We start from the raw sequence: 25911 nt of genomic DNA on the forward strand, positions 1-25911 counted from the left end.
GCGGTTGCCTCAACCAACTCGGTGGTAGGAGGTGGCGACATGACGTCGAATCTTGATCGATCACAGAACTCGGGTGCAGTGTCGCAGGAGACGGGTGCAGTTCCGGCTCCGGAGACGACACCATCGAAGTCCGCGGTGCCCGACGATTCGGGATCTGCGCAAACTACCGGCAATCGGGGTGGGCAGAATCTGGCCGTGCCCGCTTCCGCCTCCCGTAGGGTGCGCGCTCGGCTTGCTCGACGCATCACCGGTCAGCGCAACGCCACCATCCGCCCGGTGCTCGAGCCGTTGGTCAGCCTCCACCGTGAGCTGTATCCGAAGGCCGACCTCGCGCTGCTCCAGCGTGCGTACGACGTCGCCGAGGACAGACATTCGAGCCAGCGGCGCAAGTCCGGCGATCCGTACATCACGCATCCGTTGGCCGTCGCAAGCATTCTGGCCGAGTTGGGTATGGACACCACCACCCTCGTCGCAGCCCTGCTGCACGACACCGTCGAGGACACCGGTTACTCACTCGAAGAGTTGACCAAGGATTTCGGTGACGAGGTCGCTCACCTTGTCGACGGAGTCACCAAACTCGACAAGGTCGTTCTGGGCACCGCCGCTGAGGGCGAAACCATCCGCAAGATGATCATCGCGATGGCGCGGGACCCGCGCGTGCTCGTGATCAAGGTTGCGGATCGTCTGCACAACATGCGCACGATGCGATTCCTGCCGCCCGAAAAGCAGGCACGTAAGGCGCGTGAGACTCTCGAAGTCATTGCACCCCTTGCGCATCGGCTCGGAATGGCGACCGTCAAGTGGGAACTCGAGGACCTTTCGTTCGCGATCCTGCACCCGAAGAAGTACGACGAGATCGTTCGACTGGTCGCCGATCGCGCGCCTTCTCGAGACACTTATCTGGCCAAGGTTCGCGCCGAGATCAACTCGACTCTGTCCGCCTCGCGGATCAATGCCATCGTCGAGGGCCGGCCCAAGCATTACTGGTCGATCTACCAGAAGATGATCGTCAAGGGCCGCGATTTCGACGACATCCACGATCTGGTCGGCGTGCGCATTCTGTGCGAAGAGGTGCGTGACTGTTACGCCGCGGTCGGTGTTGTCCACTCGCTGTGGCAGCCGATGGCCGGACGCTTCAAAGACTACATCGCACAGCCGCGCTACGGCGTCTACCAGTCGCTGCACACCACCGTCGTGGGACCGGAAGGCAAGCCCCTGGAGGTCCAGATCCGGACCCAGGACATGCACCGGACCGCCGAGTTCGGTATCGCCGCGCACTGGCGGTACAAGGAGACCAAGGGCAAGCACGCGGGCGACATCGCCGAGGTCGACGACATGGCGTGGATGCGTCAGCTACTCGACTGGCAACGTGAAGCGGCCGATCCGGGGGAGTTCCTCGAATCGTTGCGTTACGACCTCGCGGTCAAGGAGATCTTCGTCTTCACACCGAAGGGCGACGTCATCACGTTGCCTGCCGGATCGACCCCCGTCGATTTTGCATACGCCGTGCACACCGAGGTCGGGCACCGATGCATCGGTGCCAGGGTCAACGGCCGACTGGTCGCGCTGGAACGAACTCTCGAAAACGGCGAAGTGGTGGAGGTCTTCACGTCGAAGGCTGCCACCGCCGGGCCGAGCCGTGATTGGCAGACGTTTGTCGTCTCGCCGCGTGCCAAGGCGAAGATCCGTCAGTGGTTCGCGAAGGAACGCCGCGAGGAGGCGCTCGAGTCCGGCAAGGATCAGATCGCGAAGGAGGTCCGCCGTGTGGGACTTCCGTTGCAGCGGTTGATGAATGCCGAATCGATGAGCACGATCGCGCACGAACTTCGCTATCCCGACGTCTCGGCGTTGTACACGGCCGTAGGCGAGAGTCAGGTGTCGGCGCACCACGTCGTGCAGCGACTGGTTGCTCATCTGGGCGGCGTCGGCGCCGTCGAGGAGGAACTGGCCGAGCGTTCGACGCCGTCGACCATGCCGGTGCGCACCCGCAGTACGGGTGACTCCGGAATTCTGGTTCCCGGAGCACCCGGCACGGTGGCAAAACTCGCAAAGTGTTGCACGCCGGTTCCGGGCGATTCGATTCTGGGCTTCGTCACGCGCGGTGGGGCGGTGAGCGTGCACCGTACCGACTGCACCAACGCCAACTCGCTCCACGATCAGTCCGAGCGAATCATCGACGTCGAATGGGCACCGTCAGCGACGTCGGTGTTCCTGGTCGCGATCCAGATCGAGGCGCTCGATCGTCATCGGTTGCTTTCCGACGTCACCAAGGCGTTGGCCGACGAGAAGGTGAACATCCTGTCGGCCTCGGTCACCACCTCAGGTGACCGAGTGGCGATCAGCAAGTTCACCTTCGAGATGGGTGACCCGAAGCACTTGGGTCATGTTCTCAACGTGGTTCGTAACGTGGAAGGCGTCTACGACGTCTACCGCGTGACCTCTGCCTCGTAAACTGCTGTGCGCCTTTATTAACCGCGGGCGGTTAATAAAGGTGCACAGGGGGTCAGGCGACTACTGCAGTCTCGATGGTGATCGGGGTGTTGGGTGCACCGCCGCCGGTTGCTCCCATGCCACCGTCGTCGCCGTCGGCCGCGATCTTCTCGATCGTCGCCAGGCCGGCGTCGTCGATCTTTCCGAAGACCGTGTAGTTGGGCGGCAAGACCGAATCCTCGTAGACGAGGAAGAACTGACTGCCGTTGCTGCCCGGTTTACCCGAGTTGGCCATTGCCAGCGTGCCGCGGGGGTAGACGGCAGGCAAGGAGAGTGCCGGATCGTTAGCCGGGTAGGCAGTGGTCGGGTACTCGTTGTCGAAGCCATAGCCTGGTCCGCCCGTGCCCTTGCCCGAGGGATCGCCGCACTGCAGGATCTGTAGACCGGGTGTGGTGACGAGTCGATGGCACGGGGTGTCGTCGAAGTACTTCTGCTCGGTCAAGCTCACGATGCTGTTGACCGTGCAGGGGGCTTCCGCCCGGTTCAGTTCCATCCCGATCGGGCCGGCCGTAGTCGTGAGCGCGACGTTGACGGTTCCCTCGGTGGACACACCCGTGGAGTTCGGCGGATTGACGGTTTTTGCTGCACCCGCCGCGCTCGGGTACGAGCAGTCGACGGTCGCCGAGGCCGGAGTCGGGACAGGCGGGAGTGCGTCGAACTGTGACATGTCGAGCGGCGGCATGGCAGCCGTTGTCGTCTTCGCCTTGGAGGTGCTGGACGGCGAGTCCGAGCTACCGGAATCACTGGAACAACCAGCCAGAAGCAGCGCCGCGGCGCTGGCGGCGGCAATAACTACAGGAAAGCGCATCACAGGATTACGTCGCATCAGTCGAGCCTTACTGTCTTGATGTCGGTGGTCAGATTCGGCTTGCCGTCACCCTCTGGCGTCGATCCGCCGGCCGCGACCTTGTCCAAAGTGGCGAGCCCGGTTTCGTCGATCGTGCCGAAAACCGTGTACTGCGGGGGGAGTTGTGAGTCGCCGTAGACGAGGAAGAACTGGCTGCCGTTGCTACCGGGTGCCCCGGTGTTGGCCATCGCAACCGTGCCGCGCGCGTAGGTGACGGGCTCTTGCGCTGCCGGGTCGGTGGTGGAATACGCCGTGGTGGGGAATTCGTTGTCGAAGCCGTAGCCCGGTCCGCCGGTGCCGGTGCCGGACGGGTCACCGCACTGCAGCACCTGGAGCGAGGGGCTCGTCGTCATGCGGTGGCAGGTGGTGTCGTTGAAGTAGTCCTGCTGCGCCAAGCTCACGAAGCTGTTGACCGTGCACGGAGACTTCGTTCCGTCGAGTGTGAGCCCGATGTTTCCCTGCGAGGTCTCGACGCTGATGCTCGGCGTCGCGTCCGGCGCGGTGGTGGGAATCCCGTCGGTACGAGGAGGGTTGTTGGCCTTGGACGCGGTAGCGCCGTCGGCTGGATACGAGCAGGAAACCGTGTCGGCCAGTGGCGTCGACAGACCGGCCGGCATTGCACCCGCGGTCTGTGGCGTGAGGCTCGAGTCGTCGGCAGCAGTGTTGGTGGTGTTCGCGTCGTCGTCACTGCGATTGCTCAGCCAGATGAGTCCACCGACGACGCCGACTACGACGACCACGCCGAGCGCAGTTCCGGCTATCGTCATCTGCTTGCGCTTGCGGGCACGTTCTGCGCGACGTTCGAGCTGACGCTCGAGCTTGCGTTTCGCCGCCTCGCGGCGTTGCTCGTTACTCGGCACTGCTGTAGTCCTCCGTATCGCGGGTGGATCGTGGTCGGCCGGCCGAGCGACACCCTGGGGGTCGGCTTCGGCAAGCGGCTCTACTCGTCGTCAGAGTCTCCCATTGCAACCTGAGAACTTACTGGCGGGGCAGCAGCTTAGGCTGTAACCGACAGCGTGTTGTTCGTTTCCACCCTTCGAAGAGGAGTTGCCCCCGTGCTCGTCACTGGTTTTCCGGCCGGGATGTTCCAAACCAACTGCTACATACTCGCTCAGGACGACGCGTGCGAGTGCGTAGTCGTAGATCCGGGTCAGGATGCAGCTGAGCCGCTCTTCGAATATCTGGACTCCAAGGACATGTCGGTCACGGCGGTCCTCCTGACGCACGGTCATCTCGATCACGTGTGGTCGGCCCGCGAGGTCTGTGAGCGGTATTCCGTACCCGCGTACATCCATCCCGAGGATCGCTACATGCTCAGCGATCCGGCACGGGGGATCGGCCCGACGATGAAGGAATTCATTCAAGGCATGACGTTCGTGGAGCCGGACGAGGTGATCGAACTGGCCGACGGAGACAAGATCACCGAGGCCGGAATGACGTTCGTCGTGGACCACACACCCGGGCACACGCAGGGATCGGTGGTGTTCCGCACCCAGGCGAACACCGAGAGCGGGCCCGTGGATTTGGCGTTCACCGGTGACACCCTGTTCCAGGGTTCCATCGGGCGCAGCGACCTGCCCGGCGGAAATCACGAGCAGTTGCTCGCTTCGATCGCCCGCAAGCTATTGGTACTCGGTGACGAGACAGTGGTCCTGCCCGGGCATGGCGGAAACAGTTCGATCGGCGCCGAGCGAAGCTCGAATCCGTTTCTCGTTGGACTCAGCGCACAAGAATAAGGAAAAGTACCTCTCGTGAGTAAAGCCAGCACCTTCTCTGCACCCAAGGGCATTCCGGACTACGTTCCGCCGCAGTCAGCCGAATTCGTCGCCGTTCGTGACGGTTTGACGCGCGCCGCGAGGTTGGCCGGATACGGCCACATCGAATTGCCGATCTTCGAGGACACCGGCCTGTTCGCTCGCGGTGTCGGTGAGTCGACCGACGTCGTCAGCAAAGAGATGTACACATTCGCCGACCGCGGTGACCGTTCGGTGACGTTGCGTCCCGAGGGAACCGCCGGAGTCATGCGTGCGGTCATCGAGCACAGCCTCGATCGTGGACAGTTGCCGGTCAAGGTCAGTTACGCGGGCCCGTTCTTCCGCTACGAGCGCCCGCAGGCCGGTCGCTACCGCCAGTTGCAGCAGGTCGGCGTCGAAGCCATCGGGATCGACGACCCCGCGCTCGACGCGGAGGTCATCGCGATCGCCGACGCCGGATTCCGGTCGTTGGGGCTCGACGGCTTCCGCCTCGAAATCACCTCTCTCGGTGACGACACCTGCCGGCCGCAGTACCGCGAACTGCTGCAGGAGTTTCTCTTTGCACTCCCACTCGACGAGGACACGCGTCGACGCGCCGAGATCAACCCGCTCCGCGTGCTCGACGACAAGCGCCCGGATGTACGCGAGATGACTGCGGGCGCACCGCTCATGCTCGATCACCTGTCCGAGAGCTGCAAGGCGCACTTCGGCGAGGTGCTAGCGCACCTGGACGCATTGGGCGTTCCGTACGTCGTCAACCCGCGCATGGTCCGCGGCCTCGACTACTACACCAAGACAACCTTCGAATTCGTGCACGACGGACTGGGTGCGCAGTCCGGAATCGGTGGTGGTGGTCGTTACGACGGTCTGATGGAACAGCTGGGTGGACAGCCGCTCTCGGGCATCGGGTTCGGAATCGGCGTCGACCGCACGGTTCTCGCGCTCGAGGCCGAGGGCAAGTCCGTTGCGCCACCGGCGCGTGTCGACGTCTTCTGTGTACCGATGGGTGCCGAGGCGAAGGCTGCACTGGTGAAGATCGCACATCAGTTGCGTGCCAATGGGATTCGCGTCGACCTGGCGTACGGAAACCGTGGCGTGAAGGGCTCGATGAAGGCAGCTGATCGTTCGGGTGCCGCGATCGCTTTGGTTCTCGGCGAGCGTGAACTCGAAGAGGGCGTTGTCGTTGTCAAACAGTTGGCAACAGGTGAGCAGGAGACAGTGGCGCTCGACCAGGTTGTCGACAAGCTCGGGGAACTCGTTGAGCACTGAGGCCGAACCGGTTTCGCTCGATCTGGTTCCCGTGGCGTTGATCGCGCCGCGGCTGAAGAAATTCGCCGTTGTTGTCGTGGTGTTCGGTGTGGTCGTCGGGTTGATCGTCAGTGTGTTCTCGACGGCGACCGTTGGAGTGATCGTCGGTGCCGTCATCGCGGTGCCGACGTCACTTGCGATCCTGATGACGCTGCGCCGGCACATCACGTTGTACGGCAACAGAGTTCGTGCGCAAGCTGGTTTTCGAACCAACGTCGTCGACGTGGCCGAGGTACTCACGGCGGCATTGACGGTGAGATCCGGCCGGATCAGCGAAGTCAGCTTGACGCTCGGCGACGGACGGTCCACCGTGCGGATCCCGCTCGCGCTGTATACCGCGGGGGGTGGGCGCGAGTTGGAGATCCTTGCACTCCGCAAGCTCGCCGACGCGCTGGCGGCCAGCGAGTTGGTACCGGCTGCCGCGTTGTCCTCGGTGCTGATCGAACAGTTGCGTGCCGAAGCCCGCGGCGCCGGACTCGCCGAGCGTCCGCTCTACCGCGCCGTCGAACTCGTGACGGCGGAGGGACGAGTGCCGAGAACCACACTGACAGACCACGAAGTGGCCGGTTTACTCGACTAGCGTGGAAACCGTTCTTACAGCGTTGTAGAACGGACAGTCGTGAAAACGGCAGGTGAGGAGTCGGCAATGAGTATTGCGCCCGTAACCGTCACGGTAACCGGAGCGTCGGGTCAGATCGCATACGGAATGCTTTTCCGCATAGCTGCGGGGGAGATGCTCGGCGCTGACGTCCCGATCAAACTTCGACTGCTCGAGATTCCTGCCGCCGTGTCCGCTGCCGAAGGCGTTGCGATGGAACTCGAAGACGGCGCATTTCCGTTGCTGAGCTCCATCGACATCACCGACGATCCCGATGTCGCCTTCTCCGGCGCGAACGTCGGGATGCTGGTCGGCGCACGTCCGCGGAGCAAGGGGATGGAGCGTGCCGACTTGCTGAGTGCGAACGGCGCGATATTCACAGCCCACGGGAAGGCGATCAACAACAACGCAGCCTCGGACGTCAAGGTGCTGGTCGTGGGAAATCCGGCCAACACCAACGCACTCATCGCGATGAACAATGCACCGGATGTGCCCGATACTCGGTTCAGTGCACTGACGCGTCTCGACCACAACCGAGCGATCGCGCAGGTGGTGAAGAAGACCGGGGTTCGTGCGTCGTCGGTGCGCAAGGTGTCCGTCTGGGGAAACCATTCGGCGACGCAGTACCCGGACCTGTCCCACGCGACTGTCGCAGGTGAGCCTGCACTCGCGGTGATCGACGACCGCGACTGGGTGGAGAACGATTTCATCCCGACTGTGCAGGTGCGAGGCACCGCCATCATCGCTGCACGGGGATCGTCCTCTGCGGCGAGTGCGGCCAGCGCGTCGATCGACCACGTCCGCGACTGGGTGATCGGTACCGCCGAGGACGACTGGGTATCCATGGCCGTCTGTTCGGACGGTTCCTACGGAGTGCCCGAAGGTTTGATCTCTTCCTTCCCTGTGACCTGTGCCGATGGCGAGTTCGCTATCGTGCCCGACCTCGCGATCGACGACTTCTCACGCGAACGGATCGACCTGTCCGTCAGCGAACTGGAGCAGGAGCGTGCGGCGGTGCGGGAGTTGGGCTTCGTCTGAGGTTTGTCTTGATCAGAGATCTCGGAACAGGTACTGATCGGGATCGTCAGCCCCGAGCACGGGCGGCGACACCATCGGCAGATCGTCGACCATCGAATTCTCGTCGCCGGCAGTGACGAGATACCTCGGGGTAGTGCGTGACGACTCGTCGTCCCGAGATCCGCGGGGTCCACCGCCCAGCATGCCGCCCGGCGACATGCCGCTACTGCCGACTGCCGACGATGGTGCACCCAGGCCGGGCGTTGTTACCGGAACCGGTTGAACTGCAGCAACTCCCGCTGCACCCCTCACCATTCCGCCGGTAGTGCCACCGCTTCCGCTCACCCATGCTCCGCCAGAGCTTGCCGTCGCACTGGGTGACGGCGACGCGCCGGCTGCGAGTGACGTCGACGGATTGCCTGCGCCCCACAGCTTGTCGACGCCGGTCGGAAGCCCGGCGCCGGCCCGTGCAGCCGAAGTTCGAACAGCCTCTGTGCCTGGCTGAGTGGAGTCCGGGTGGGTGGAGTACGGCGCATCACCGGCATCGGTTGAGGCAGAAAGAGGTTGGGCGATCTGACGGGCGGCGTTGTTGATTGCCTCCGCAGTGACCAGGTTGGAGAGTGCCTCACTGGTCGGTGGGGTCGGCACGGGGATCGGTCCGGCAAGGGCGTTCATGGCTGCGGTGTGCCCGAGCATCTCCCCACGCGTCCGAGTCACCGCCGCGACGGCTGCCTGCATGTGTTCAGCTGCCGAGGCAAGCAACATCGCCTGTCCTGGTGGTGTCCACGCGATGGGCGCGGCAGCTGCAACCGTGGTGGCGAAGGACTGCGCGATTGCCGCGAGATTCGCGTTGCCTCGCTGCACCGATTCCGCGGCGGCGGCAGCAGTTTTCGATATCGCGGTTCCGCGTTCGCTCAATTCTGCGCCGCTGTTCTGGGCGGATCGCGACAGTTCGGTCGCGGCGTCACTGCCGGTGCTGTTCCAGGTCTGGCCCACGTCGGCGACCGCGCTTCGGGACAGTCCCATGGCGTGGTCGATGAGAGTGGACGCCTGATCGAAGATGCCGACGGGATCGATGCCCGCAAAAGTGCCTGTGCCGAGACTCTTCCCGAGTTCGATCAAGGGCGCGAACAGATCTTCGATTCCGGGGAGTGCCGGTACCGGTATGCCGGCGAGCATCGATTCGACCACATTGTTCGGCAGTACCGGGGCAGGAGCGCCACCGTGAAGGAATTCGATGACGGTCGTCGAGTCGTCTTCGGTGCTCACGCGGTCGCGCCCGTCGATCCGGCCGCAGCGGTCAGATCTGTTGCGATTGCATGATCTGTGGTGTCGTAGGCCTGCGCGGCTGCACCGGCCGTCGCGGCGTTGCCGGCGTAGAACGTGGCGAGTGCTGCAACATCTTTGGTGTGAGTGGCCTGAGCGCGCGCGAATGCTTCGAGAAATTCGATCCCGACGGGGCCCACGGCCGGTGCGACTGCTGCGATGTTTGCACCCAGATCGACGGCGGCGGCCTGCGCGATGCGTCCTGCCGCTTCGGTCGACGTCGAGCCGTACTTTCGGATGCCGTCAGTGGCGACAGTCAATTCGCTCATCATTACCCCCCAGTTGGTAAGCGTCGTGAGAACTTTAGCGGACCACTGTGGGCCCTTACAGGGAGACGACGCGACCTACTCAGCGGTTCCGGACAACCTGGACGAAGTGGCAGAGATTACATTCGGCTCCGGTGTTGGTATTGCGAGTGCGATCGATTTGGCACACTCGAACCATGCGAACCGCTTCGGACGTCATCCTCCGACTCACGTCCGATCCAGCTCGCTGTGGACTGGTGATGGATTTCGACGGCGTGCTTGCACCCATCGTCGACGATCCGTCGGCGAGTGCGCTACTGCCCGGCGCCGAAGACGTGCTTGCGACCCTGGCCGAGCATCTCGGTGTTGTCGGCTTGCTCTCGGGACGGCCTGTGTCGTTCTTGCGAGAGCGGCTCAGCTTGAATTCCGTTGTGCTCATGGGTTCCTACGGCGTCGAGACCTGGACGGACGACGGAATCCACGTGCTTCCGGCCGTCGCGGCGTTCAGTGATGCTGTCGCCGAAGCAGAAGCCGAATTGCGACGCTTGTTCGACTCTCCGGCAGTTCCTGGCATCCATGTCGAGAGCAAAGGCCTTGCGGTGGCCGTGCATTGGCGTCGGGCCGCGGATCGTGCGGTCGCGCAGCGCCTGGTGGAAGCAGCGACGACAGAAATCGCGAGCCGGACCGGGTTGCGGCGTGAGCCCGGCAAGTTGGTCGAGGAATTGCGTCCACCCGTTGAGGAGGACAAGGGGACAGGCCTCCTTCGCGCGATCGCGGCCGCAGGGGTCGACGTCGTCGCGTACGCGGGCGACGACCGGGGTGACCTACCGGCCTTTGCCGTTGTCCTTGCCTCGGGTGGAGAAGCGTTGGTGGTCAAGGGCGACGACATCGCACCGGAAGTGGCTGCTGTCGACGGCGTCCAGTTCGACGGCCCGCAGGCATTCCTCGATTGGATGAAAGAGCTTGCCGCGCAACTGGAACGCTGACGCGTAAGGTCAGTCTGCCAGGAACTCGACCAGGTCTTATTTCGAGGTGCCGCGTCCGCGGGGCAGAGTGACGCGAACCCGCGCGTGCCCTGTCCTGTTCCTTGGCGTGATCGACAAGCGCTGCGGGTTCTGTCAACGCGAAACTGGCCGCACCGGAAGGGCTCCGGTGCGGCCAGTTTTGGTCTTGGTCGGTTTGCGACTCGGTCAGGCGTCGCGCTTGTTGACGACGGCGATGCTGATTCCGAATATCACCAGCACAAACGCTGCGAAGTAGAACAAGCTTCCCCAAGGGCCCCAATGGAAATTGGTGCTCGAACCCGAAGAGAGGAAGTGGTCGGCGTTGGCGAACGGGAGGAACGGTGTGACGTTTCTGCCGAAGGATCCGAACATGCCGAACAGGCTCTCGATGAGCAGTGGCCACAGCAGCAGTAGTGCAATGGCGCCGGCGGACTGACGAAGGAGTGCTCCGACGGCGATGGCAAGGGCAACGCAGAGGAACGCGAAGATCGGTACGCCGTAAACGGCGCGCCAGGCGTCGGCGTTGTCCAGTGCCAGATTGGTGGAACCTTCAGAGCCTGCCGCAGCTTTGGTGATGAATACCGCGCCGAGCATGAGAACGAAGGACAGCACCGCGCCGAAAGCCCCGATCAGGCAGGCTTTGGCGATCAGAACCGAAGCCCGACTCGGGATGGCCTGGAAGGTGGTACGGATGATGCCGAAGCGGTACTCGCTGGTGATCGCGAGCGCCGCCATGATCATCAGGACCATGACGCCGAATCCGGATACTCCTAGCCCCGCGTCGTTGAACGTGGGGAGGAATTTCTCGAAATCAGGAGTTCCTGATGCGGCTTCGTCGTTGTACGCCTGAATGCTCGAACTCGACGAACGCCCGATCATCCAGGCGACGCCCAACCCTAGGACGATGATTGTGATCGTGCACCACAGCGGCGACTTGGTCGTGGTGATCTTGATACGTTCAGCACTGAGAACAGCCATTACAGTGCACCTCCCATAGCGTGCTGTGTGTTTGCGTGGTGGGCTCCGGCGCCCGGATCGATACCGGATGCGTGGTACTGGACATCGTCCCCGGTCAACTTCATGAACGCATCCTCGAGCGACCCCTGCTGAGAAGCCAACTCGTACAACACGATTCCCTGCGAACCAGCTAAACCACCGATCACATCGGTGGTCGAATCCACGACCACCAATGCCGGGGCAACGCCGGAACCGTCTTCACGCACCGTCAGCCCCTGCGAGAGCAACACACTGCGCAACGCATCGAGCTGTGGGCTGCGCACGCGCACCGTCGACTCCGACGAACGATCCACGAACTCCGCGACCGTCGAATCCGAAATCAACCGACCCCGACCGATCACCACCAACTGCTCCGCCGTGAGCGCCATCTCCGACAGGAGGTGACTCGACACCAGCACCGTGCGGCCCTCGGCCGCCAACCGCTGCATGAACTTACGAATCCAGACGATGCCCTCCGGATCGAGACCGTTGACCGGCTCGTCGAACAACAACACCTTCGGATCCCCCAACAACGCACCCGCCAACCCCAGACGCTGCGACATACCGAGCGAGAACCCGCCGGCCTTCTTGCCCGCCACCTCGGACAATCCGACCAACCCGAGCACCTCGTCGACGCGGGACTTCGGGATCCCGTTCGAAGCAGCCATCCACTGCAGATGCGCCCGCGCACTGCGATTGGGGTGCACCCACTTCGCATCCAGCAACGCACCCACCGTCCGCAACGGCGTCTTGAGCTCCCGGTACGGCTTGCCCTCGATCAACGCCGCACCCGACGTCGGCTGATCCAGACCCAGGATCATCCGCATCGTCGTCGACTTGCCTGCACCGTTCGGGCCCAGGAAGCCCGTCACGATGCCCGGCTTGACCGTGAACGACAAGTCGTCCACCGCTTTCGTCGGTCCGTAAACCTTGGTCAATCCCCTCAGTTCAATCATGAGGAGAACTGTGCGCTACCGGCACTGACCAGCACATCGGTCCCGAGGATGACATGAACCCTGAGATGTGAATACGGCAGTTCAGGGAAAACCCTGTGCTCGACCGGAAGTCGGAACTGGCGCGGCATGCGGGTAGGGCGCATCGAAGTCGCCGTCGAACAATCGCCAGTAGAAGTCGTTCATCCTCGCAGCGACGGGCGCGTGCCGTGTCACGATCGCGGCCACCTCTGGTGTCACATCACCTGGAATATGACCTGTGGCGCATCGTCGTACGTACTGGTTGCGGGCGACTGGTCCGCCGCTCGTCGGCCTCGGTACCCCGCAGACCTCGGTCACCAGCCAGTTGACCAGAAGCATGGCGGCGTAGTCGGCGTCATGAGTGGCGTGGCGCCGGACGAAGTCGTGCTCGGCAGTCGACAGGTCGAAGTGTGGGGATGTGGCCAGTCCGAAGTCGGTGAGATAGATCCGCTCCATGTCGGTGCGCATGTTGCCGAAATGTCCGTCCATGTGCAGCAACTGTCGATCGCGCAAGAATGCCACGATCTCCGAAAACTGTCGCTCGACTTCGGCAGCTTTGGCGGACGGGTTGTCTTCCAGCCAATTCGAGATCGGGTGTTCGATGTACTCGCAGAACAGTACGAGGCTGCACGGCGCAGCGGCAAGCGCTTCGAGACGGGTCCGCACTTCACGGCTGGCGCCGGCGGTGTGAACGGAATCGATGTCGGCGTGTTCGGCCGCAACGGGCGAACGTCCGGGAAGTATCCGCCAGTGGTAAAGCATTGGGAACGACTGTGTTTCGCCGGCCAGAACGGCATCGGTGACCACGATGTTCGCGGCCAGTTCTCGCCAGGCGTTGAAGCTTGGGCCACCAATGCCGTACTGGCAGAACGTCGGCAGATCGAAATGGTTGGAAGTAGAGCCCACCTCGGCGATTTCCCGCACGCTCAGTGGGATGCGTTTGGTGAATACCGGAACGCCGTTGAGCCTGTTGTCATAGACCCTGATCACTCCTGCGGCGCCACCTACACCGACACTCGAGATTTGAACGGTGTCGACCAGTCGGGCCAGTTCGACATCGTTCTGGGAAGACAGGAACGCCGACAGCATTCGGTGGCGGTCAATCCTGACGTCTGTCATTCCACGACTGTGCCACAGGCTCGTCCGGCTTCGATTTCGCGGAGCCGCCTGTCGAAGTCACCGATTCTGGCGGTGTCCTCGTAGTAGTCCTCTTGCTCGATGATCTTTCCCACTTGGTCCGAACGAGAAGCACTGTTCGATTTCGATAGATGACGGCGCCGTCGGGGCCGAGGGCTCGGTCGTCGAAACGGGCGAGCAGGGTCATGCGCCAGAGTGGACCACCGAAATACGCTTCGGTGACCGCGCCTTGAAGCCCCGCATCGACAAATTCTTGGAGAAACGTCTCGATTCGGTCCCCATCGTTTCATCTTCGAAGCTTGTCGTGGCATCGAATGCCCTGTCAACGAAATGCCCGGGTCTGCTGATATCTGACAGAGAATTGGATATTGACAGTGACTGTCACAATAGGTGAGACTCGCATTATCGAGAACGGCCGGATCTCGGCCGAGGCGGGAGGACGTTGCTGATGTCACTACGGGAGAGACAGCGGTTGCAGGTGCGAGCAGACATTCAACGTGCGGCATTCGATCTGTTCGCGCGTGACGGTTTCGAGGACGTGACCACCGAGCAGATTGCGGCGGCAGCGGGGGTGTCGGCGAGTACGTACTTTCGGCACGTTCGTAACAAGGAGGATCTGCTGTTGGATCCGGTCAGGCAGGGCGGTGCCGGAATCGTGACGTTGCTCGAGGATCGCCCACCGCCCGAGTCGGCTGATCTTGCGATATCACGGGCAATCCTCGAGCGTTCCAATGCTTTCGAGTCCGCGGAGATCGATCAGTGGCGATCGGCGTTCCGTACCGCGCCGCACCTGATGGATCGTGTCGCTCTGATCGCGCCCGAGCATCGTGATCGGTTGGTCGAGTTGGTGGCGCAACGTATGCAACTCGATCCGGAAAACGACAGCCGCCCAGGACTTCTCGTTCATTTGATGTTGGCGGCGGCGGAGTTCGGTTATCGGCAATGGATACGTAACCCTCACAAGCGCGGGGCATCACTTCCCGTGTGCGTCGAGGGGGCGCTCGACGCTGTTCGAGGATCCCGGTGGCACACGCAGGACGAAGATGACACGAAAGGTCGTGACCAGTGATGGACGAGAACCCTCAGGGCGCCGTGCCGCCCGTAGTGGATGTCGTTGTTGTCGGATCGGGGGCTGCCGGCATGTCTGCAGCCATCACCGCAGCCCGCAACGGACTCTCGACGATACTCGTGGAGAAGTCCGAATACTGGGGCGGTTCGTCGTCCCGGTCCGGGGGCGGCGTGTGGATTCCGGGAAACTCGATACTTCGCCGCGAGGCACCGATAGATGATATCGACTCTGCGCGAACATATCTGAAGAGCATTGTCGGAGAGGATGCAGACGCCGACCGAATCGACACGTATATCGATCGGGGTCCGGAAGCCCTCGATTTCCTGATTCGTCACTCTGCGTTGGAGCTCGAATGGGTGAAGGGGTACTCCGACTACTTTCCCGAGGCACCTGGCGGACGTGCAAGCGGCCGCTCGTGCGAGCCGCGCCCGTTCGACGCGCGAGCTCTGGGCGACGATCTTGCGACACTTCATCCGCCGTACATGAAGGTTCCGCTCAACATGGTTGTCCAACAATCTGATTACCGTTGGCTGAGCACGGGGATCCGGCATTGGCGGGGTCCGGTGCGGATGCTTCGGGTAGGAATGAGATCCCTGGCCGCAAGAGCTCGGAGGAAGAAGCTGATCGGGCTCGGGCCGGCGCTCATGGCCGAACTGATGCTCGGAGTTCGGGACGCCGGAGTGACGGTGGAGCTCGGGACGAGGCTTGTGGATTTGGTGACCGACAGTGATCGTGTCGTGGGTGTGCGACTCGAGTCCGGGGGAGTGCAGACCACCATGCACGCTCGACGCGGTGTCATCCTCGCGTGTGGCGGGTTCGACAACAACGACGACATGCGAGGCGAGTACCAGCGCCGGCCGAGTAGCGCGCAGTGGACTCTCGGGGCACCGACCAATACCGGGGACGGTATCCGTGCAGCTCTACGCGTCGACGCCGCGATTTCGTACATGGACGACGCGTGGTGGGCCCCGTCGATTCCACTGCCCAAAGGCCCGTGGTTCGCCTTGGCGGAACGCTCGTTGCCTCGCAGCCTCATGGTCAACGCCAGCGGTCAGCGCTTCATGAACGAGTCACTTCCCTATGTCGAAGCGGCACACGCCATGTTCGGCGGAAAGTACGGCCGAGGTGAAGGACCCGCTGAGAACATCCCGGCTTGGCTGATCTTCGATCAGACGTACCGTGACCGTTACCTGTTCGCGGGGGTTCCGGCGCGCAGGCCGATACCTCGGTCGTGGATCGAATCGGGTGCGATCGTGCGAGCTGGATCGATTGCCGAACTCGCTGCCGAGATCGGAGTGCCGGGCGATGCGCTGTCCGCGACCATCACACGATTCAACAGTCACGCGCGCGACGGAGTCGATCGCGACTTCGGCCGTGGGACAAGCAGATACGACCACTACTACGGCGACTGCACCAACAAGCCCAACCCCAGCCTCGGAGAACTCACGAAGGGTCCGTTCTATGCCGCGAAGATGGTGCCTGGAGACCTGGGGACCAAAGGCGGCATCAACACGGACGCTCGCGCGCGAGCGTTGCGCGCCGACGGTTCGGTCATCGACGGGCTCTATGCAGCAGGTAACACCAGCTCACCGGTGATGGGTCATACCTATGCCGGTCCAGGTGCAACTATCGGTCCCGCAATGGTTTTCGGATATCTGGCGGCGCTCGATGCGGTCGGACGATCCCACGACGGTAGTGAGCTCGAGACCGAAGGCAGGAATAATGGTTTGGCAGATCGCCGTGGGTAGGGTTCTCTTGACAGCGTGACCCACCTCAACATCGCCGACGTCGACTACTTTCTCCCTGATGGTCGGCAACTGCTCAGCGGTGTCAGCTTTCGGGTCGGCAACGGTGCAAAAACTGCACTGATAGGCCCCAACGGGACTGGTAAGACGACGTTGCTCCGCATTATCGCCGGAGACGTCGTCGCCGACGAGGGCGCTGTCACTCGATCCGGAACACTGGGCGTGATGCGGCAATTCGTCGGCCAGGTTCGCGACGAGTCCACCGTGCGCGATCTTCTGTTGTCCGTCTCGCCGGCACGGATCCGGGACGCAGCACTGGCGCTCGATACGGCAGAAAACGCGATGATCGAGCGCGACGAGGAATCAACTCAAATGAAGTATTCGCATGCGCTGGCCGATTGGGCCGACGTGGGCGGCTACGAGACCGAAGACTTCTGGGACAAGGTCACTACCGCGGCTCTCGGTGTTCCCTATGACCGTGCGAAGTGGCGCGCGGCCAACTCCCTCAGTGGTGGCGAGCAGAAACGGTTGGTTCTCGAAGCACTGTTCGCTGGGCCCGACGACGCACTCCTGCTGGACGAGCCGGACAACTACCTCGATGTTCCGGGCAAGCGATGGCTGGAAAAGACGATCTCGGAATCGTCGAAAGTGGTTTTGTTCGTCAGCCACGACCGCGAACTGATCGCCAACGCGGCCACCCACATCGTGACGCTCGAGCCCGGAATCAGCGGCGCAACGTCGTGGACCCACGGTGCTGGGCTGGCCAGCTACCACCAAGCCCGCGAGGATCGCAACGCTCGATTCGAAGAACTGCGCCGACGCTGGGACGAGGAGCACGCGAAACTGCGTGCCCTGGTTCTGCGATTGCGTGAAAAGGCCAAGTTCAACGACGGCGTCGCTGCGCGTTATCACGCCTCGCAAACCAGGTTGGCGAAGTTCGAGGAGGCAGGGCCACCCGAAGCGATTCCACTTCAGCAGAAGGTGACGGTTCGGCTGGCGGGCGGGCGAACCGCCAAGCGCGCGTTGGTATGTCAAGATCTCGAGCTGACCGGATTGATGAAGCCTTTCGACACCGAGATCTGGTACGGAGATCGGGTTGCCGTGCTGGGCTCCAATGGATCCGGAAAGTCGCATTTCCTTCGGCTCTTGGCGGGTGGGGGGACCGATCCGGGGAGCGAGCATCTGCCTGTCGAGGCGCTCGACATCGCGCCGGTCGAGCACGGGGGTACTGCGACGCTGGGTGCTCGGGTACGTCCCGGATTGTTTGCGCAGACACACTCCAGACCCGATCTGACCGGAAACACGCTGCTCGAGATCCTGCACATGGGCGACGAACACCGCAGCGGAATGGGACGCGAAGCGGCGAGCCGCGCGCTGGACCGTTACGGATTGTCCCAGGCTGCGGAACAGAAGTACGACGACCTGTCCGGCGGTCAGCAGGCACGATTGCAGATCCTGCTCCTCGAGCTCTCCGGCGCCACGATGTTGTTGCTCGACGAACCGACCGACAACCTCGACCTTCATTCGGCTGACGCGCTCGAGCAAGGCATTGCTCAGTTTGCCGGCACGGTCATCTCGGTCACGCACGATCGCTGGTTCGCGCGCGGGTTCGACAGGTTCCTCGTCTTCGGATCGGATGGGAACGTGTACGAGAGCGAGTCGCCGGTGTGGGACGAGGCCAGGGTCGAACGAGCGCGCTGAGATCGAGCAGCCACTCCCTACCTGGGGAGAGGCGGCAGCTCGTTGATCATCGCGCGAAGGAGGCCCGGATCGCTGCGATCCGATCGAGGCGGGGGACAGCGCGAAAGATCGAGCTGTGTCGGAAAGCGCCACACAACGCGACCTGGATCTACCCTGTTCACCGCCGAGTACCAGTGGGTGAGGGGCTCGGCGAGCGCCGCGTGAAGCTCGAAATGCCGTCGGCGGCGGCTGGGGTCGCCTTCGCGCTGAAGTAGAAGCTGCTCCGGTGACGGTATCGAGATGACGGTCAGATCCGCGAAACCCAGTTCGAGGTGCTCGAAAGCTGTCTCGACTGCCGCGAGCTCGTACTCGAATCGCTCCCGAGGTGCTGCGCCCACCGCAGCGAGACACCAGCTGTAGTGCAGTTTCAGCGGGTCGCTGTCGCAGAGCGCGATACCGGTTCTCGCTTCGAGATCTTCCGCTTGCGACCATCGCTTCGAATTGACCGTTGTCCAGTAACTTGCCTGAAGGTCGAGATCCGTACCGTGCGGCTCGAACCCGGTGGGCTGATACTCGGCGACGAATCTCTCCGCCGCGGATTCGCCACCGAGTTGGGTTCGGCACCAGGTGGTCTTGCCGGCGGCGCTGGGTCCTTCTACTGCGATGATCACCAGTCCATTCTCCATAATGATTGGGGCGGTTGGTTTTTGCTCGTTGCCAGGACTCTCTTAACATTTGAATGTGGCTGTTTTGCGTTCCGACACGGTCTGTTTCGGTGCGGTGGGTCACAAAATTGCAGTGACGGTTACCACATAACGGACGGATAACGATCGGTATGGTTGAAGCTCGAATCAACTAGTTGACCTGTGGTTATCTTTTGAATCTCGACTGGATCTGGTACGGCAGTGCCGGAAAACCGCCCCGTGACCAATCCGTGACCATCGCCTACGGTCGTTGACAGCCCGAAACCACCGGGCAAACGCCGACCCGCAACTGCGTGCTTCTGCCCCGCGGGTCCGGTACTCCCGAAACCTTCGCGGGGCAGGAGTGAAACAGACGAGTCGATCGACGAGACGTGAAAGCGTCCGGGCCGACCTCGTCCGCGGTAGCGGAGAGGATTTACCCAATGACCAGCATCACCTTCAAGCGCGCCCTCGGCGCAGTTGCAACCGCAGGCGCAGTCGTCGCAATCCCGCTCGCCATGAGCACCGGCACCGCTTCGGCAGCCGGCCACGACTGGTCCGGAGTCGCAAATTGCGAGTCCTCCGGTAACTGGGCGGCCAACACCGGAAACGGCTTCTACGGCGGTCTGCAGTTCACGCAGAGCACCTGGAACGCATTCGGTGGATCGGGCAACGCTGCCAACGCCAGCCAGGCTGAGCAGATCCGTGTCGCCGAAAACGTTCTCGCAGGCCAGGGCGTCGGCGCATGGCCCGTCTGCGGTCAGTACCTGACCACCGGCACCACCGCAGGCAACTACGAGGCCGCAGCAGCCCCCGTCACCGCTGAGGCTTCCGTCGAGTCGGCTCCGGCAGCAAGCACCGGAAGCGGTAACTACGTGGTCAAGGCAGGCGACACCCTGTCGAAGATCGCTGCTGCACACGGCATCTCGCTCGAGAACCTCGCCAGCCAGGTTCCGAACATCAACCTGATCTTCCCGGGACAGTCCCTCTCGGTCTAGTCTCGTGGCCGTTTAGGTCGTCATTGCGTCGAAATTGTCCGGAGCTGATGCAGCCCCGGACAATTTCGGCGTTTCTGCGTTCGCAATGAGCGTTGCCGCTTCCGTATGGATGGGGTCAAGATCCTGGCGCCACCCAAGAATGTGCAGCGCCGACCCGGCGATGACAGCGGCGTCGGGAATCGGGGTGCCTTCGAGCGCGTCGGCTCGCGCGCTGATCACGCTTTCTACCAGGCGAAACGGAAGCTCGGCCAGGTGAGTTGATGCTGGATCGTCAATCGCGTCGAGCACTGCCTGGGCGAGGGCCCGGTATTGCTCGCGAAGCCGATCGCGATCGGCTCGGAACGACATGAACCTGTCGCTTCTCAGTTCCGGTAAGAGATAGAGGACGCCGAGGTTCCACCGTCCGGTGATCAGTTGGGCCGCGTCGATGTACGAAAGCGCGTACAGCTTCACCTCGGGTGAGGTGCCGAGTGGCCTGAGATTCTCCGCGAAGTCCAGCGCCGGAGTCACGGTGTCGGCGAGCAGTGCAACCAGGATGTCGTCCTTGGTGGCGAAATGGTTGTACAGCGACGCCTGACGCATTCCGACTGCTTCGGCGATGTGGCGTGTCGACGTCGCGGCGAAGCCTCGGGTGGTGAACAGTTCAGCGGCTGCATCCAAGATCTCCGCCCGGGCAGTCCCACCCGGGCGTCGGCGAGCGGTCAGGCGGGGTCGTCCGGGGCCGGCGTTGGTCACGCCTTCCATAGTGGCAGGCTCTGGCCTTACATGCGGGGTGGCCGTCGCTGTGAGCATTCGGTCACGTGCCCGAAACGTACTCAACGAGCCTGTTACAGAATCAGGCGAATCGTATACGCGGGCGTCACCTGCGGCGAGTGGATTTCGCGAAAACTATCAGTCGACAGTTATTCGCCTCTGAATCGCTTCGCCGAAGGAGTACGCCGTTGAGTGCAACCACCCCGGCTGCGCAGCCCACCACCGCATCCGCACTCGCCTCTTCGCCTCACGACGACGGTGACCTCGCGGAGTTCGGCTACGAGCAGCAGCTGCATCGATCGCTGGGAAAGTTCGCGTCGTTCGCCGCGGGCTTCTCCTTCGTTTCCATCCTGACCACGATCTTCCAATTGTTCGGCCTCGGTTTCGGTTTCGCGGGTCCGGCGTTCTTCTGGACCTGGCCCGTCGTCTTCATCGGTCAGTTCATGGTTGCTCTCAACTTCGCGGAACTTGCTGCCAGATATCCGATTTCGGGCGCCATCTACCAGTGGTCGCGGCGGATGGGTGGTGAAATCGTCGGCTGGTTCGCCGGTTGGTTCATGATTCTCGCTCAGATTGTCACCGCGTCCGCCGCCGCGATCGCCTTGCAGGTCGTGCTCCCCAATGTGTGGAGCGGGTTCCAGATCATCGGCGAGGACAGTGCACTCACCTCCTCGAGCGGTGCTGCCAATGCCGTACTGCTCGGTTCGGTACTTCTGGTTCTGACCACCTTCATCAACTGCATCGGCGTCAATTGGATGTCGCGTATCAACAACATCGGCGTGACCTGCGAAATCGTCGGTGTCATCGCGGTGATCGGGATGTTCTTCACCCACGCTCAGCGCGGACCGGACGTCGTCTTCGACACCGGCAGTGCCGGCGGTCAGCCCGGATATGCCTGGGCGTGGATCATGTCCGGACTGATGGCTGCCTACGTCATGGTCGGCTTCGGTTCGGCAGGCGAACTGGCCGAGGAGACCCGCAACCCCCGACGCGTCGCACCTCGTACGATCCGCCTTGCACTCTCCGCTTCCGCGCTCGGCGGCGGCTTGATGATCCTCGGCGCGTTGATGGCAGCGCCCTCACTGACCGACGGACGCCTGGCCACGGAAGGTTTGCCGTACGTACTGACCTCCATTCTGAGTTCGCCGTGGGGCACGGTTTTGTTGATCGACGTCTCGATCGCAGTGTTCGTGTGCACCTTGGCCATTCAGACTGCTGCTTCACGGCTGATGTTCTCCATGGCCCGCGACGGGCGGCTTCCTGCCTCGCAGGTACTGGCAAAGGTCAACCCCCGCACCGGAACACCTATCGCGCCGTCCGTCCTCATCGGTCTGGTCTGCATTGCCGTCCTGGCCGTCAACGTAGGCAACTCGGCAATTTTTGCAACCCTGTCCAGCGTATGCATCATCTTGATCTACTTGGCCTACCTCATGGTGACGGTGCCGCTGCTGGTTCAGCGTCTCAAGGGATGGCCTCGCACGGCAGTCGGCCCCAAGTTCGACGCCGAAGGCAAAAAGCTTTTCTCCCTGGGCATCTGGGGAGTTCCGGTCAACATCGCCGCGGTTGTGTACGGCGCGCTGATGGTGATCAACCTGTCCTGGCCACGAGCCGAGATCTTCAACCCCACCGGGGAGTACCCCATTCTGCAGTGGGCCGCGCCCATCACGGTAGCGCTGGTCGTGGGGCTGGGAGTCGCTTGCTTCCCACGTGGCCGCGCCACCCCGAATCCCGTCACGATCGGAGCCTGACCATGAGTACTCAGACCACCGCCGGAGCGCGCGAGCATGCCCGGTCTCAAGCTGGAACGATCACCGATTCCATGCCCGTATTGCCGGCAACGCGTTGGCCGAACCCACCCGAAGACGTCGCTCCCGAACGTCTGACCTGGGCTGAGACCGTGCCGGGTGGGCGGTACACGACCAAGGTTCTCGCACGTGGAACCCGATTGCGACTTCGCGACATCGCTGGCAGCGCCTGCGCAAACATCTTGCTCTATCGCGCCGACGCCCCCTGGGAGCGTCTCAACGTCGCCGATACCGTCAAGGTGCCATGGCAGGCCTATCTCGGCGTCGGGCACCCGTTGCTCTCCGATCAGGGGCGAGTACTTGCGACCGTGGTCGCAGACACGTCGGGTCACCACGACGCGTTCTGCGGAACGACGTCACGCGCCACCAACGAGGCGAAGTACGGGCAGGGTTCGCTGCACAGTGCCTCACCCGCCGGTCGTGAACTGTTCACCGTCGCTGCCGCGAAAAACGGGCTCGGGCCGCAGGACATCGCGCCGCCGTTGTCCTTCTTCCATGGTGTCCGCGTCGAGGCGGACGGCGCTCTCACCAGTACGGGGTCCGCCGGCTCGGGCGCAACAGTCGACCTTCTGATCCACCTGCCCGTCATCGTGATGATCGCCAACACCGCGCACCCACTCGATCCGGCGCCGCAGTTTCCCACCACGTCCCTCGAAGTGCTCGCGTGGAACGCGGCCGACGAACTCGGCGGCCTTGACGATCTCGGGCCGGAATACCAACGCGCAGTGCTCAATACCGAAGATGCCTGGACGGCTTCGAACCTGGAGGAGATCGCATGACCACCACCTTGGATGTCCCCGCCCTCGTTCCCGGAACGGTGATCCTCGACGAGATTGCTGACGCATTCGGGCCGTGGTCCGCAGTTGTCCGTGCCGGTGACGTTCTGACCATCGTCGATCTACACGGAAATCAAGCCGTCGACACCCTCGTCTACGCCGGTGATGATCACAGCGTTCGGTACTCGGCAGCAGCGACGGTCACAGCCCAGAAGAACCTGTTTCTGTCCACAGGCTCCGTGCTCCGCAGTGACGACGGAACTCCACTCATGACCCTGGTCGCAGACGAGGTCGGAAACCACGACACCGTCGGCGGCGCGTGCTCACAGGAATCGAACACCCTGCGATACGGCCACCACACCAAGCATCAGCACGCGTGCGTCGAGAACTTCCTCGTCGAGGGCGCAAAATGGGGGCTCGGTAAGCGGGACCTGGTGTCCAACATCAACTTCTTCATGAACGTCCCGGTCGACCCCGACGGCACACTCGGAATCGTCGACGGACTGTCGGCACCAGGCAAGCGGCTCGCGTTGCGTGCCGAACGTGACGTGCTCGTCCTCGTGTCCAACTGCCCGCAGATCAACAACCCGTGCAACGGCTTCGATCCCACGCCCGTCCGCATGATCGTCACACGGCCGGGAGCAGACGAATGAACGCAAAACTGACCATCGTGCGTCCCGGAATGCTGACGACGGTTCAGGACTATCCAGGACGCGTCGGATACTGGCAGATCGGAGTCCCACCATCGGGCCCGATGGACGACCTGTCGTTTCGGTTGGGAAACACCGCACTCGGAAACCCCGAAGGCGCCCCCGGCATCGAATGCGCGATGGCCGGACCTGCCATGACGTTCGACGAAGACACCACGGTCTGCATCACAGGTGCCCCGGTGTCGGTGACCGTCGACGGCGTCGTACACGGTCAGTGGCGTCCCGTTCTCGTCCCCGCTGGATCGGTGCTCGACGTCGGAACGGTCAGCGGCCCGGGACTGCGCATCTACGTACTCGTACAGGGCGGAATCGAGACCGACGACTATCTCGGCAGTGCGTCGACCTTCACCCTGGGCAGGTTCGGGGGACACGAAGGTAGGACTCTGCGGGCAGGAGACGTTCTCAAACTCGGACAGGCGACCGGGGTCGCGGGAGCTGTTCCCGCCGAGCATGTTCCGGCGATACACACGTGCTGGGAACTTGCGGTGACCGAGGGCCCGCACGGGGCGCCGGAGTTCTTCACCCGCTCCGACATCGACATGCTGTACGCGACCGAGTACGAGGTCCACTTCAACTCCGACCGCACCGGTGTCCGGTTGATAGGTCCGAAACCAGACTGGGCCAGAACCACCGGCGGCGAAGCCGGACTTCACCCTTCGAACATCCACGACAACGCGTATTCGATCGGTGCACTCGACTTCACCGGCGACACGCCCATCCTCCTCGGACCAGACGGACCGAGCCTCGGCGGCTTCGTCTGCCCGATCACAGTGGTGTCCGCTGATCGCTGGAAGCTCGGACAGTTGGCTCCAGGGAACAAGATTCGCTTCGTGCCGGTCCGCGCCGAACGGGCAGCCTCCCGGCGTGACCTCGGAGTATCGCGTCGAGCCTCCAATTCGGTTGTTCATTCCTCCGGTGGTGACGGCGACGACGGCGTCATAGCCCGTCGTGACGGCGACACCACGGTCACGTACCGGCGCTCAGGCGATGACAACGTGTTGGTCGAATACGGCGACATGAATCTCGACCTGGCGTTACGTGCGCGTGCTCATGCACTGCATCAGCGACTCGACGCCGAGAAGCCGGCCGGACTACTCGATCTCACCCCGGGAATCCGCAGCCTGCAGGTCCGCGTCGACCCGGACGTGCTGCCCGTCGGCAAACTGATGGGAATGCTCGCCGAGGCGGAGGACACCTTGCCGGCGGCCAACGAACTCGTTGTGCCCAGTCGCACTGTGCGGATGCCACTGTCGTGGGACGACCCGGCTACGCGCGAAGCGATCCAGCGGTACATGCACGGGGTTCGCGCCGACGCGCCCTGGTGCCCGTGGAACATCGAGTTCATCCGCCGGATGAACGGTCTCGAATCCGTGAACGACGTGTTCGACACCGTCTTCGGCGCCGAATACATGGTGCTCGGACTCGGTGACGTCTACCTCGGAGCGCCGGTCGCGACGCCGCTCGACCCACGTCATCGCCTTGTCACGACCAAGTACAACCCCGCCCGCACCTGGACCCCGGAAAACGCCGTCGGGATCGGTGGGGCGTACCTCTGCATCTACGGCATGGAAGGCCCGGGCGGGTACCAGTTCGTCGGACGTACGACGCAGGTGTGGAATCACCGCCACCCCGCGAAGTCCGGGCCGTTCGAGGAGGGCACTCCGTGGTTGCTGCGATTCTTCGACCGGATCTCCTGGTACCCCGTCGAGCCGGAAGAGTTGATGGATCTGCGCGCGGACACCGCCGCCGGCCGCGGCGGGGGCGTCGAGATCGAGGACGGCAGCTTCTCGCTGGCCGAGCATCAGGAGTTCCTCGCGTCGAACTCGCGCTCGATCGAGGAGTTCCGTGCGATGCAGTCCGTCGCGTTCGGGGCCGAGCGTCAGCGCTGGTCCGACGCAGGGGAGTTCGCGCTGCCCGGTTGATGGTCGAGTGAGCACCCTTTTCCTCGAGTGAGCACCGCTTCCAGAGTGTCGGAAGCGGTGCTCACTCAGCAGTA

Annotated in this window: 23 protein-coding genes; 14 read left to right on the forward strand and 9 right to left on the reverse strand. The window is 63.0% G+C overall.

The window, feature by feature from the left end:
• Window positions 1-39 precede the first annotated feature (39 nt).
• On the forward strand, window positions 40-2451 hold the full coding sequence (locus ACN50D_RS04140) for a RelA/SpoT family protein (RefSeq protein WP_003943344.1): 2412 nt from the start codon (window positions 40-42) through the stop codon (window positions 2449-2451).
• 52 nt (window positions 2452-2503) lie between these two features.
• Here ACN50D_RS04140 and ACN50D_RS04145 read toward each other — a convergent pair whose 3' ends face one another.
• Together ACN50D_RS04145 and ACN50D_RS04150 are read right to left on the reverse strand one after the other, a co-directional pair.
• Window positions 2504-3316 carry a peptidylprolyl isomerase gene (locus tag ACN50D_RS04145; protein WP_370333875.1) on the reverse strand — a complete coding sequence of 271 codons (813 nt, stop codon included), beginning with the start codon at window positions 3314-3316 and terminating at the stop codon, window positions 2504-2506.
• On the reverse strand, window positions 3316-4197 hold the full coding sequence (locus ACN50D_RS04150; RefSeq protein ID WP_003943303.1) for a peptidylprolyl isomerase: 882 nt from the start codon (window positions 4195-4197) through the stop codon (window positions 3316-3318). The genes ACN50D_RS04145 and ACN50D_RS04150 overlap by 1 nt, the downstream gene beginning before the upstream one ends.
• Window positions 4198-4392: 195 nt before the next feature.
• Between ACN50D_RS04150 and ACN50D_RS04155 the strand changes: the two genes are divergently transcribed.
• The 4 genes from ACN50D_RS04155 to ACN50D_RS04170 all read left to right on the forward strand — a co-directional run bounded on the left by ACN50D_RS04155 (window position 4393) and on the right by ACN50D_RS04170 (window position 8035).
• A complete protein-coding gene (locus ACN50D_RS04155) occupies window positions 4393-5073 on the forward strand; it encodes an MBL fold metallo-hydrolase (RefSeq protein WP_007732970.1) in 681 nt (226 codons plus the stop codon).
• A 15-nt stretch (window positions 5074-5088) separates the two neighbouring features.
• Window positions 5089-6360, forward strand: a complete 1272-nt coding sequence (gene hisS, locus ACN50D_RS04160; RefSeq protein WP_030536851.1) for a histidine--tRNA ligase — start codon at window positions 5089-5091, stop codon at window positions 6358-6360.
• The gene (locus ACN50D_RS04165) at window positions 6350-6979 is read left to right on the forward strand and encodes a hypothetical protein (RefSeq protein WP_007732974.1); all 630 of its coding nucleotides are present in this window, start codon (window positions 6350-6352) and stop codon (window positions 6977-6979) included. The genes hisS and ACN50D_RS04165 overlap by 11 nt, the downstream gene beginning before the upstream one ends.
• A 66-nt stretch (window positions 6980-7045) precedes the next feature.
• The gene (locus ACN50D_RS04170; RefSeq protein ID WP_042452093.1) at window positions 7046-8035 is read left to right on the forward strand and encodes a malate dehydrogenase; all 990 of its coding nucleotides are present in this window, start codon (window positions 7046-7048) and stop codon (window positions 8033-8035) included.
• A gap of 12 nt (window positions 8036-8047) precedes the next feature.
• On the opposite strand, the gene ACN50D_RS04175 is transcribed toward ACN50D_RS04170, so the two are convergent.
• Both ACN50D_RS04175 and ACN50D_RS04180 read right to left on the reverse strand, forming a co-directional pair.
• A complete protein-coding gene (locus tag ACN50D_RS04175) occupies window positions 8048-9283 on the reverse strand; it encodes a hypothetical protein (protein WP_230691596.1) in 1236 nt (411 codons plus the stop codon).
• Entirely contained in the window at window positions 9280-9609 is a 330-nt protein-coding gene (locus ACN50D_RS04180; protein WP_037130770.1) for a type VII secretion target, read from the reverse strand. Before ACN50D_RS04180 ends, ACN50D_RS04175 begins: the two co-directional genes overlap by 4 nt.
• A gap of 173 nt (window positions 9610-9782) precedes the next feature.
• Here ACN50D_RS04180 and otsB point away from each other — a divergent pair, with 173 nt between their 5' ends.
• Window positions 9783-10571, forward strand: coding sequence for a trehalose-phosphatase (gene otsB / locus ACN50D_RS04185; protein WP_231917340.1), 789 nt, complete (start codon window positions 9783-9785; stop codon window positions 10569-10571).
• A gap of 204 nt (window positions 10572-10775) precedes the next feature.
• Here otsB and ACN50D_RS04190 read toward each other — a convergent pair whose 3' ends face one another.
• The 3 genes from ACN50D_RS04190 to ACN50D_RS04200 all read right to left on the reverse strand — a co-directional run bounded on the left by ACN50D_RS04190 (window position 10776) and on the right by ACN50D_RS04200 (window position 13678).
• The gene (locus ACN50D_RS04190) at window positions 10776-11567 is read right to left on the reverse strand and encodes an ABC transporter permease subunit (protein WP_007732982.1); all 792 of its coding nucleotides are present in this window, start codon (window positions 11565-11567) and stop codon (window positions 10776-10778) included.
• Window positions 11567-12541 (reverse strand): ABC transporter ATP-binding protein, encoded by a 975-nt coding sequence (locus ACN50D_RS04195; protein WP_419970225.1) that lies wholly within the window; start codon window positions 12539-12541, stop codon window positions 11567-11569. The genes ACN50D_RS04190 and ACN50D_RS04195 overlap by 1 nt, the downstream gene beginning before the upstream one ends.
• An 81-nt stretch (window positions 12542-12622) precedes the next feature.
• Window positions 12623-13678, reverse strand: coding sequence for a serine/threonine protein phosphatase (locus tag ACN50D_RS04200; RefSeq protein ID WP_065455701.1), 1056 nt, complete (start codon window positions 13676-13678; stop codon window positions 12623-12625).
• A gap of 466 nt (window positions 13679-14144) precedes the next feature.
• Between ACN50D_RS04200 and ACN50D_RS04205 the strand changes: the two genes are divergently transcribed.
• Genes ACN50D_RS04205 through ACN50D_RS04215 form a run of 3 tightly spaced genes read left to right on the forward strand, consistent with a single transcriptional unit; the run spans window position 14145 to window position 18211 of the window.
• On the forward strand, window positions 14145-14765 hold the full coding sequence (locus ACN50D_RS04205) for a TetR/AcrR family transcriptional regulator (protein ID WP_249342663.1): 621 nt from the start codon (window positions 14145-14147) through the stop codon (window positions 14763-14765).
• On the forward strand, window positions 14765-16513 hold the full coding sequence (gene kstD / locus ACN50D_RS04210) for a 3-oxosteroid 1-dehydrogenase (protein WP_211920229.1): 1749 nt from the start codon (window positions 14765-14767) through the stop codon (window positions 16511-16513). The genes ACN50D_RS04205 and kstD overlap by 1 nt, the downstream gene beginning before the upstream one ends.
• Before the next feature lie 15 nt (window positions 16514-16528).
• Window positions 16529-18211: an ATP-binding cassette domain-containing protein gene (locus ACN50D_RS04215; protein ID WP_007728106.1), complete on the forward strand. Its 1683-nt coding sequence runs from the start codon at window positions 16529-16531 to the stop codon at window positions 18209-18211.
• Between the two features lie 17 nt (window positions 18212-18228).
• Here the strand turns inward: ACN50D_RS04215 and ACN50D_RS04220 are convergent, their stop codons facing one another.
• On the reverse strand, window positions 18229-18876 hold the full coding sequence (locus tag ACN50D_RS04220) for a hypothetical protein (RefSeq protein ID WP_211920227.1): 648 nt from the start codon (window positions 18874-18876) through the stop codon (window positions 18229-18231).
• A gap of 440 nt (window positions 18877-19316) precedes the next feature.
• On the opposite strand from ACN50D_RS04220, the gene ACN50D_RS04225 reads away from it, so the two are divergent.
• Complete coding sequence (locus tag ACN50D_RS04225; RefSeq protein ID WP_003944949.1) at window positions 19317-19871, forward strand: transglycosylase family protein; 555 nt, start codon at window positions 19317-19319, stop codon at window positions 19869-19871.
• Between the two features lie 12 nt (window positions 19872-19883).
• On the opposite strand, the gene ACN50D_RS04230 is transcribed toward ACN50D_RS04225, so the two are convergent.
• Complete coding sequence (locus tag ACN50D_RS04230; RefSeq protein WP_211920225.1) at window positions 19884-20615, reverse strand: TetR/AcrR family transcriptional regulator; 732 nt, start codon at window positions 20613-20615, stop codon at window positions 19884-19886.
• Between the two features lie 197 nt (window positions 20616-20812).
• On the opposite strand from ACN50D_RS04230, the gene ACN50D_RS04235 reads away from it, so the two are divergent.
• The 4 genes from ACN50D_RS04235 to ACN50D_RS04250 are packed head-to-tail and all read left to right on the forward strand — an operon-like array spanning window position 20813 to window position 25837.
• Window positions 20813-22372 (forward strand): amino acid permease, encoded by a 1560-nt coding sequence (locus tag ACN50D_RS04235; protein WP_042951823.1) that lies wholly within the window; start codon window positions 20813-20815, stop codon window positions 22370-22372.
• Window positions 22373-22374: 2 nt separating this feature from the next.
• Entirely contained in the window at window positions 22375-23208 is an 834-nt protein-coding gene (locus tag ACN50D_RS04240) for an urea amidolyase associated protein UAAP1 (RefSeq protein WP_064075360.1), read from the forward strand.
• Window positions 23205-23858: an urea amidolyase associated protein UAAP2 gene (locus ACN50D_RS04245; protein WP_211920224.1), complete on the forward strand. Its 654-nt coding sequence runs from the start codon at window positions 23205-23207 to the stop codon at window positions 23856-23858. The genes ACN50D_RS04240 and ACN50D_RS04245 overlap by 4 nt, the downstream gene beginning before the upstream one ends.
• Entirely contained in the window at window positions 23855-25837 is a 1983-nt protein-coding gene (locus tag ACN50D_RS04250; RefSeq protein WP_211920222.1) for a 5-oxoprolinase/urea amidolyase family protein, read from the forward strand. The genes ACN50D_RS04245 and ACN50D_RS04250 overlap by 4 nt, the downstream gene beginning before the upstream one ends.
• Window positions 25838-25911: the final 74 nt, after the last annotated feature.

It is taken from the genome of Rhodococcus sp. SB1D (assembly GCF_048573875.1).
In the GTDB taxonomy this organism is placed as follows: domain Bacteria; phylum Actinomycetota; class Actinomycetes; order Mycobacteriales; family Mycobacteriaceae; genus Rhodococcus_F; species Rhodococcus_F qingshengii.

Coding starts and splice junctions, on each gene's coding strand:
- ACN50D_RS04195 (WP_419970225.1), bottom strand. CDS start 12,541: ATGATTGAACTGAGGGGATTGACCAAGGTTTACGGACCGACGAAAGCG.
- ACN50D_RS04145 (WP_370333875.1), bottom strand. CDS start 3,316: ATGCGACGTAATCCTGTGATGCGCTTTCCTGTAGTTATTGCCGCCGCC.
- ACN50D_RS04245 (WP_211920224.1), top strand. CDS start 23,205: ATGACCACCACCTTGGATGTCCCCGCCCTCGTTCCCGGAACGGTGATC.
- otsB (WP_231917340.1), top strand. CDS start 9,783: ATGCGAACCGCTTCGGACGTCATCCTCCGACTCACGTCCGATCCAGCT.
- ACN50D_RS04190 (WP_007732982.1), bottom strand. CDS start 11,567: ATGGCTGTTCTCAGTGCTGAACGTATCAAGATCACCACGACCAAGTCG.
- ACN50D_RS04140 (WP_003943344.1), top strand. CDS start 40: ATGACGTCGAATCTTGATCGATCACAGAACTCGGGTGCAGTGTCGCAG.
- ACN50D_RS04230 (WP_211920225.1), bottom strand. CDS start 20,615: ATGGAAGGCGTGACCAACGCCGGCCCCGGACGACCCCGCCTGACCGCT.
- ACN50D_RS04180 (WP_037130770.1), bottom strand. CDS start 9,609: ATGAGCGAATTGACTGTCGCCACTGACGGCATCCGAAAGTACGGCTCG.
- ACN50D_RS04170 (WP_042452093.1), top strand. CDS start 7,046: ATGAGTATTGCGCCCGTAACCGTCACGGTAACCGGAGCGTCGGGTCAG.
- ACN50D_RS04200 (WP_065455701.1), bottom strand. CDS start 13,678: ATGACAGACGTCAGGATTGACCGCCACCGAATGCTGTCGGCGTTCCTG.
- ACN50D_RS04220 (WP_211920227.1), bottom strand. CDS start 18,876: ATGGAGAATGGACTGGTGATCATCGCAGTAGAAGGACCCAGCGCCGCC.
- ACN50D_RS04240 (WP_064075360.1), top strand. CDS start 22,375: ATGAGTACTCAGACCACCGCCGGAGCGCGCGAGCATGCCCGGTCTCAA.
- ACN50D_RS04205 (WP_249342663.1), top strand. CDS start 14,145: ATGTCACTACGGGAGAGACAGCGGTTGCAGGTGCGAGCAGACATTCAA.
- kstD (WP_211920229.1), top strand. CDS start 14,765: ATGGACGAGAACCCTCAGGGCGCCGTGCCGCCCGTAGTGGATGTCGTT.
- ACN50D_RS04225 (WP_003944949.1), top strand. CDS start 19,317: ATGACCAGCATCACCTTCAAGCGCGCCCTCGGCGCAGTTGCAACCGCA.
- ACN50D_RS04250 (WP_211920222.1), top strand. CDS start 23,855: ATGAACGCAAAACTGACCATCGTGCGTCCCGGAATGCTGACGACGGTT.